The organism is Streptomyces sp. NPDC002513 (assembly GCF_053595355.1).
Genome location: NZ_JBSFXK010000020.1, coordinates 105,605 through 112,290, shown reverse-complemented (window position 1 = coordinate 112,290; position 6,686 = coordinate 105,605). Strand labels below are relative to the sequence as shown.

4 protein-coding genes and 1 pseudogene are annotated in these 6,686 nt (G+C 70.2%); all 5 read right to left on the bottom strand.

Translation table 11 applies throughout. The features are described 5' to 3' along the window. A pseudogene (locus ACWD5Q_RS16350) lies at positions 1-830 on the bottom strand (glucose-6-phosphate isomerase); the annotation flags it as partial. Continuing rightward, positions 823-1,758, bottom strand: a complete 936-nt coding sequence (gene opcA, locus ACWD5Q_RS16345; protein ID WP_451427656.1) for a glucose-6-phosphate dehydrogenase assembly protein OpcA — start codon at positions 1,756-1,758, stop codon at positions 823-825. The gene opcA and the pseudogene ACWD5Q_RS16350, both read right to left, overlap by 8 nt. Next, a complete protein-coding gene (zwf, locus tag ACWD5Q_RS16340; RefSeq protein ID WP_451427655.1) occupies positions 1,755-3,443 on the bottom strand; it encodes a glucose-6-phosphate dehydrogenase in 1,689 nt (562 codons plus the stop codon). Before zwf ends, opcA begins: the two co-directional genes overlap by 4 nt. Next, positions 3,440-4,585, bottom strand: a complete 1,146-nt coding sequence (tal, locus tag ACWD5Q_RS16335) for a transaldolase (RefSeq protein WP_451427654.1) — start codon at positions 4,583-4,585, stop codon at positions 3,440-3,442. The genes zwf and tal overlap by 4 nt, the downstream gene beginning before the upstream one ends. 19 nt (positions 4,586-4,604) lie before the next feature. Next, positions 4,605-6,680, bottom strand: a complete 2,076-nt coding sequence (gene tkt / locus ACWD5Q_RS16330) for a transketolase (RefSeq protein WP_451427653.1) — start codon at positions 6,678-6,680, stop codon at positions 4,605-4,607. Between the last annotated feature and the right edge of the window lie 6 nt (positions 6,681-6,686).

Sequence of the window (6,686 nt, the reverse complement as noted above, 5' to 3'; positions counted from 1 at the left end):
TCGTAGGAGTAGCGGCCGCCGACCCAGTCCCAGAACTCGAACATGTTGTCGGGGTCGATACCGAACTCGGTGACCTTCCCGGCGTTCGTCGACAGCGCGACGAAGTGCCGGGCGACCGCCTTGTCGTCGCCGTCGAACGCGTCGAGCAGCCACGACCGGGCCGAGGTCGCGTTGGTGATCGTCTCGATCGTGGTGAACGTCTTGGACGCGACGATGAACAGCGTCTCCGCCGGGGCCAGGTCCCGCACCGCCTCGTGCAGATCGGCGCCGTCGACATTGGAGACGAAGCGGAACGTCAACTCTCGTGCGGTGTACGGGCGCAGCGTCTCGTAGGCCATCGCCGGGCCCAGGTCCGAGCCGCCGATGCCGATGTTGACGATGTTCCTGATCCGCTTGCCGGTGTGGCCCGTCCACTCGCCCGAGCGGACCCGGTCCGCGAAGTCGGCCATCGTGTCGAGGACCGCGTGGACCTGGGGCACCACGTTCTCGCCGTCGACCTCGATCACCGTGTCCCGCGGGGCGCGCAGCGCGGTGTGCAGAACGGCCCGGTTCTCGGTGACGTTGATCTTCTCGCCGCGGAACATGGCGTCCCTGCGGCCGAACACGTCGGTGGCGGTGGCCAGCTCCTGGAGCAGGGCGAGGGTCTCGTCGGTGATCAGGTGCTTGGAGTAGTCGATCAGCAGGTCGCCGACGCGGACGGTGTGGCGCTCGGCCCGCCCGGGGTCCCGCTCGAAGAACCCGCGCAGGTCGGGGTGGAGCATCGGACCCGCACGGTGGTCCTCCAGGGCCGTCCACTCGGGGCGCCGGGTGAGCCTGGGGCTGTCAGACATGACTGGCGTTCTCCTCGGCGCCCTCGCCGCGCAGGGCGATGGCGTACATCTCGTCCGCGTCGAGGCGGCGCAGTTCCTCGGCGATCAGTTCGGAGGTGGGGCGCACCTTCAGCGCGAGGGTGCGCGGGGGCTGGCCCGGCAGGGTCAGCGTGGCCAGCGGGCCCTCGGGGCGGTCGATGACGATCTCGCCCTTGTCGGTGCCCAGCCGCACGGCCGTGATGACCGGTCCGCCGGTGACGATGCGCTCCACCGGCACGCTGAGCCGGGTGCCCAGCCAGCGGGCCAGCAGCTCGGCGCTGGGGTTCTCGGCCTCGCTCTCGATCGCCGCGTAGGTCACCTTCGTACGCGCCTGGTCCAGCGCCGCGGCCAGCATCGACCGCCAGGGTGTGAGCCGGGTCCAGGCCAGGTCGGTGTCGCCGGGGGAGTAGGAGGCGACCCGGGTCTTCAGGGCGTCGAGCGGGTGCTCGACGGCGTACATGTCGGTGATCCGGCGCTGCGCGAGGGCGCCCAGCGGGTCCTGGATGGGGTTCGCCGGCGCGTCCACCGGCCACCACACGACGACCGGCGCGTCGGGCAGGAGCAGGGGCAGGACGACCGAGTCGGCGTGATCGGACACCTCGCCGTACAGCCGTAGTACGACGGTCTCCCCGGTGCCGGCCTCCGAGCCCACCCGGATCTCGGCGTCGAGCCGGGAGGGGGTGCGTTCCCAGGGGGTGCGGGCGTGCCGCTTGATGACCACCAGGGTGCGCGAGGGGTGCTCGCGCGAGGCGTCCTCGGCCGCCTTGACCGAGTCGTAGGCGTTCTCCTCGTCGGTCACGATGACCATGGTCAGGACCATGCCCACAGCGGGAGTGCCGATGGCGCGGCGGCCCTGCACCAGCGCCTTGTTGATCTTGCTTGCCGTGGTGTCGGTCAGGTCGATCTTCATGGCCTGCGCCAGCTCCGTCCGTCTCGTGCGAGCATCTCGTCGGCTTCCTTCGGACCCCAGGTGCCCGAGGAGTACTGCGCGGGCTTGCCGTGCTTGTCCCAGTACTCCTCGATCGGGTCGAGGATCCGCCAGGACTCCTGCACCTCCTCGGTGCGGGGGAACAGGTTGGCGTCGCCGAGCAGTACGTCCAGGATCAGCCGCTCGTACGCCTCCGGGCTGGACTCGGTGAACGACTCGCCGTAGGCGAAGTCCATCGTGACGTCCCGGATCTCCATCGAGGTACCCGGCACCTTCGAACCGAAGCGCACGGTCATGCCCTCGTCCGGCTGGACCCGGATGACGATCGCGTTCTCGCCGAGTTCCTCGGTGGCGGTGGCGTCGAAGGGGGAGTGCGGGGCGCGCTGGAAGACGACCGCGATCTCGGTGACCCGGCGGCCCAGCCGCTTGCCGGCGCGCAGATAGAAGGGGACGCCCGCCCAGCGGCGGTTGTTCACCTCCAGCTTGATCGCCGCGTAGGTGTCGGTCTTCGACCGCGGGTCTATGCCCTCCTCCTGGAGGTACCCGACGACCTTCTCGCCGCCCTGCCAGCCCTCCGCGTACTGCCCGCGCACGGTGTGCGGGCCGAGGTCCTCCGGCAGCCTCACCGACTTCAGGACCTTCAGCTTCTCGGTGACCAGAGCCTCCGCGTCGAACGCGATGGGCTCCTCCATGGCCGTCAGCGCCAGCAGCTGGAGCAGATGGTTCTGGATGACGTCGCGGGCGGCGCCGATGCCGTCGTAGTAGCCGGCCCGGCCGCCGATGCCGATGTCCTCCGCCATCGTGATCTGGACGTGGTCGACGTACGACCGGTTCCAGATCGGCTCGTACATCTGGTTGGCGAAGCGCAGCGCCAGGATGTTCTGGACGGTCTCCTTGCCCAGGTAGTGGTCGATGCGGAAGACCTGGTCCGGCTCGAACACGTCGTGCACGATCGCGTTCAGCTCACGGGCGCTCGTCAGATCGTGGCCGAACGGCTTCTCGATGACCGCGCGCCGCCAGGAGCCCTTCGGCGCGTCCGCCAGCCCGTGCTTCTTCAGCTGCTGGACGACCTTCGGGAAGAACCTCGGCGGCACCGAGAGGTAGAACGCGTAGTTGCCGCTGGTGCCCCGGGAGGCGTCCAGCTCGTCCACGGCGGCCCGCAGTTGCTTGAACGCGGTGTCGTCGTCGAAGTCGCCGGGGATGAACCGCATCCCCTCGGCGAGCTGCTGCCACACCTCCTCGCGGAAGGGGGTACGGGCGTACTCCTTGACCGCGTCGTGCACCACCTGGGCGAAGTCCTGGTCGGCCCAGTCGCGACGGGCGAACCCGACCAGCGAGAAGCCCGGCGGCAGCAGGCCCCGGTTGGCCAGGTCGTAGACCGCCGGCATCAGCTTCTTGCGGGACAGGTCACCGGTGACGCCGAAGATGACCAGACCGGAGGGACCGGCGATGCGCGGGAGCCGGCGGTCGCGGGCGTCGCGCAGGGGGTTGGCCCAGTCGGCGACCGGGAGCGGGCCGCCGGCCTTCTCGGCCGCGGCGCCGATGGCCGAGGCCGCGTCGAAGGCCCCTGCCACGGGAGTTCCGGTCTCCTCGGCCGCCGTCACCACGGTCCCCTCGGCCTTGTCCCCGGCCGAAGATGCCTTCGTGTCGGGACGCTCCTTGCTCATGCTGCGTCAACCCCCTTGCTGTTCAGCGATGTCGTCACGGCGTCCAGCAGGTCTTGCCAGGCCACCTCGAACTTGGCGACGCCCTCGTCCTCGAGCTGCTTGACGACCTCGTCGTACGAGATCCCGAGCCGCTCCACGGCCGCGAGGTCGGCGCGGGCCTGCGTGTAGCCGTCAGTCACCGTATCGCCCCGGATGTCGCCGTGGTCGGCGGTGGCGTCGAGGGTCGCCTCCGGCATGGTGTTCACCGTGCCCGGCGCGACCAGTTCGTCGACGTACAGCGTGTCCTTGTACGCCGGGTCCTTCACCCCGGTCGAGGCCCACAGCGGGCGCTGCTTGTTGGCCCCGGCCCCGGCGAGGGCGAGCCAGCGCTCACCGGCGAAGACCTCCTCGTAGGCCTCGTAGGCGAGCCGCGCGTTCGCCAGCGCCGCCCGGCCCTTGAGCGCGAGCGCCTCGTCCGTGCCCAGCTTCGTCAGACGCTTGTCGATCTCGCTGTCGACGCGGGAGACGAAGAAGGAGGCCACGGAGTGGATGGCGGACAGATCGAGCCCGGCGGCCCGGGCCTTCTCCAGGCCGGCCAGATAGGCGTCCATGACCTGGCGGTAGCGATCCAGCGAGAAGATCAGCGTCACATTGACGCTGATGCCCGCTCCGATGACCTCGGTGATGGCCGGCAGGCCGGCCTCGGTCGCCGGTATCTTGATCATCACGTTGGGGCGGTCGACGAGCCACGCGAGCTGCCTGGCCTCCGCGACGGTCGCCCGGGTGCGGTGGGCGAGTCGCGGGTCGACCTCGATGGAGACCCGGCCGTCCCGGCCGTGCGTCGCGTCGTACACGGGCCGCAGGATGTCGGCGGCGGCCCGGACGTCGGCGGTGGTCATCATGCGGACGGCCTCGTCGACCGTCACGCCGCGCTCCGCCAGGTCCGCCAACTGCTCCTCGTAGCCCTCTCCGGAGCCGATGGCCGCCTGGAAGATGGAGGGATTGGTGGTGACGCCCACCACGTGCTTCGTGGCGAGGAGTTCGGCGAGGTTGCCGGAGGCGATCCGCTTGCGGGACAGGTCGTCCAGCCAGATCGACACGCCCGCGTCGGACAGACGCTCGAGGGGCTCCGCGGCTGGGGTTGCTTCGGACACTGTGATCATCTTCTTTCGTGCGGTCGGATCAACCACGGACGGCGGCGAGGGATTCCCGCGCGGCGGTGGCCACGTGCTCGGCTGTGAAGCCGTACTCGGCGAACAGGGTCTTGGCGTCGGCGGAGGCACCGAAGTGCTCCAGGGAGACGATGCGTCCACTCTCACCCATATAGCGGTACCAGGTCAGGGCGATGCCTGCCTCGACCGCCACGCGTGCCTTCACGGACGACGGAAGGACGTGCTCGCGGTACTCGGCGGACTGCTCCTCGAACCACTCCACGGACGGCATCGACACCACCCGGGTGCCCACGCCCTCGGCCTCCAGCTGTTCGCGCGCGGCGACGGCGAGCTGCACCTCGGAGCCGGTGGCGATCAGGATCACGTCCGGGGTGCCGGTGGAGGACTCCCGCAGGATGTAACCGCCCTTGGCCGCCTCGGGGTTGGGGGCGTACGTCGGCACGCCCTGGCGGGTGAGCGCGAGACCGTGCGGGGCCGGGTCGGTGGAGTGCCGCCGGAGGATCTCGGCCCAGGCGATCGCGGTCTCGTTGGCGTCGGCCGGGCGGACGATGTTCAGTCCCGGGATGGCGCGCAGGCTGGCCAGGTGCTCGACGGGCTGGTGGGTCGGGCCGTCCTCGCCCAGGCCGATGGAGTCGTGCGTCCACACATAGGTGACGGGGAGCTGCATGAGGGCCGACAGACGCACCGCGTTGCGCATGTAGTCGGAGAAGACGAGGAAGGTGCCGCCGTAGATACGGGTGTTGCCGTGCAGGGCGATGCCGTTCATCTCCGCGGCCATGGAGTGCTCGCGGATGCCGAAGTGGATCGTGCGCCCGTACGGGTTCGCTCCCGGCAGCGGGTTGCCCTTGGGCAGGAAGGAGCTGTTCTTGTCGATGGTGGTGTTGTTGGAGCCGGCCAGGTCGGCGGAGCCGCCCCACAGCTCGGGGATGACCGCGCCGAGGGCCTGGAGCACCTTGCCGGAGGCGGCCCGGGTGGCCAGCGCCTTGCCCTCCTCGAACACCGGCAGCGCGTCCTCCCAGCCCTCCGGGAGCTGACCCGCCACGACGCGGTCGAACAGCTTCGCGCGCTCCGGCTGGGCGTCCCGCCACTCGGCGATCCGCTTGTCCCAGGCGGCGTGCGCCTCGGCTCCGCGGTCGAGGGCCCGGCGCGCGTGGGCGAGGACCTCGTCGGACACCTCGAAGGTCTTCTCGGGGTCGAAGCCGAGGACGCGCTTGGTGGCCGCGACCTCGTCCTCACCCAGCGCCGAGCCGTGCGAGGCCTCGGTGTTCCGGGCGTTCGGGGCGGGCCAGGCGATGATCGTGCGCATCGCGATGATCGAGGGGCGCTCGGTCTCGGCCTGCGCCGCCTTGAGCGCCGTGTACAGCGCGTGGACGTCGATGTCGCCGTTCTCCCCGGGCTCGATGCGCTGCACATGCCAGCCGTAGGCCTCGTAGCGCCCCAGCACGTCCTCGGAGAAGGCCGTCGCGGTGTCGCCCTCGATGGAGATGTGGTTGTCGTCGTAGACGAAGACCAGGTTGCCGAGCTTCTGGTGGCCGGCGAGCGAGGACGCCTCGGCGGAGATGCCCTCCTCCAGGTCGCCGTCGGAGACGATCGCCCAGATCATGTGGTCGAAGGGGGAGGTGCCCTCGGGGGCGTCGGGGTCGAACAGGCCGCGCTCGTAGCGGGCGGCCATCGCCATGCCGACCGCGTTGGCGACGCCCTGGCCCAGGGGGCCCGTGGTGGTCTCGACACCGGCGGTGTGGCCGTACTCGGGGTGACCGGGCGTCTTGGAACCGTGGGTGCGGAACGCCTTCAGATCGTCCAGCTCCAGCTCGTAGCCGGAGAGGAAGAGCTGGGTGTAGAGGGTCAGCGAGGTGTGGCCGGGGGAGAGGACGAAGCGGTCACGGCCGGTCCACTCGGGGTCGGCCGGGTCGTGGCTCATCACCTTCTGAAAGATCGTGTACGCGGCGGGCGCCAGGCTCATCGCCGTGCCCGGGTGGCCGTTGCCGGTCTTCTGTACGGCGTCAGCGGCCAGAATGCGGGCCGTGTCGACGGCTCGCCGGTCGAGGTCGGTCCATTCGAATCCGTCTGCGCTCTGCGTACTCATCTTCAA